General features: G+C 77.4%; 1 protein-coding gene. It reads right to left on the bottom strand.

Annotated elements, in window-relative coordinates:
• The coding region (locus tag L2I40_RS23830; RefSeq protein ID WP_237217823.1) for an alkaline phosphatase PhoX at window positions 1-858 on the bottom strand (858 nt) is incomplete at both ends.

Raw genomic sequence — 858 nt, 5'->3', positions numbered from 1 at the left:
GCCGGCGTGTCGAAGCGCGTCCCGCCCGCGCGTTCCGCTGCACCGGCGGGGTCGAGCGTGCTGCCCGCCGGCAGCGGCAGCCAGCGGATCGCCCCGCCCTCCACGCGCGCCACCGCAAGCGCACCGGCATCCAGCCCATCCGGCTCAATCGCCGGCCGCGACGAGACGAAGCGGTAGAGGAAGCCCATCGCGCGGCCGTCGGCCATCAGGACCACCGCGCGCCCGTCGCCCGACAGCGCCGCCAGCACCGCCGCCGCGCCGACGCGCCCGAGCGCGGCGCGCTTCACCGGCACCGATTGCGGATCGAGCGGGTCAAGTTCCACCACCCAGCCGAAGCGCGCCGCATCCTCGAAGCGCGGATCGAGGTCGCGCAGCCGCGCGAGCCAGGGCGCCGGATCGCCTTCGGCCAGCAGCAGGCTGCGCCAGGGCGTCGCGCAGCCGCCCTCGGGGCCCAGGATTCCCTGCGCGACATCGGCTCCGGCCCCCGGCCCCGACCAGCGGCAGAGCGTTGCCGCGTCCAGCCGTCGGCTCTGGAAGCCGCCATCCACCACCAGCCATTCGCCGCTGACGCGCTGCAGGTTCAGCAGCGAGGCGCCCTGCATCGCCGCCGCCACCGCCGGCCGGTCGCGCCCGATCGGGAAGGCGATCGCCGGGTCCACGCGCGGATGCGCGACCGCGACGACCAGCCGCGGCACGCCGTCGCCCGCGAGCGGCGGAGCGACCATCCCGGCCAGCCGCCCGTCCCAGCCGAACTGCGACCCGGCGGCCTCCGGCGTCGGGTCGCGCGGATCCCATTCCGGCGCGTCGAAGGCGACGCGGTCGCCCCAGCGGATCAGCACGCGCCGCTCGAGCGCCGGC

The sequence above is a fragment of the Falsiroseomonas oryziterrae genome, assembly GCF_021864505.1.
Lineage (GTDB): Bacteria > Pseudomonadota > Alphaproteobacteria > Acetobacterales > Acetobacteraceae > Falsiroseomonas > Falsiroseomonas oryziterrae.
This window is presented reverse-complemented; position numbering and strand designations above follow the sequence as displayed.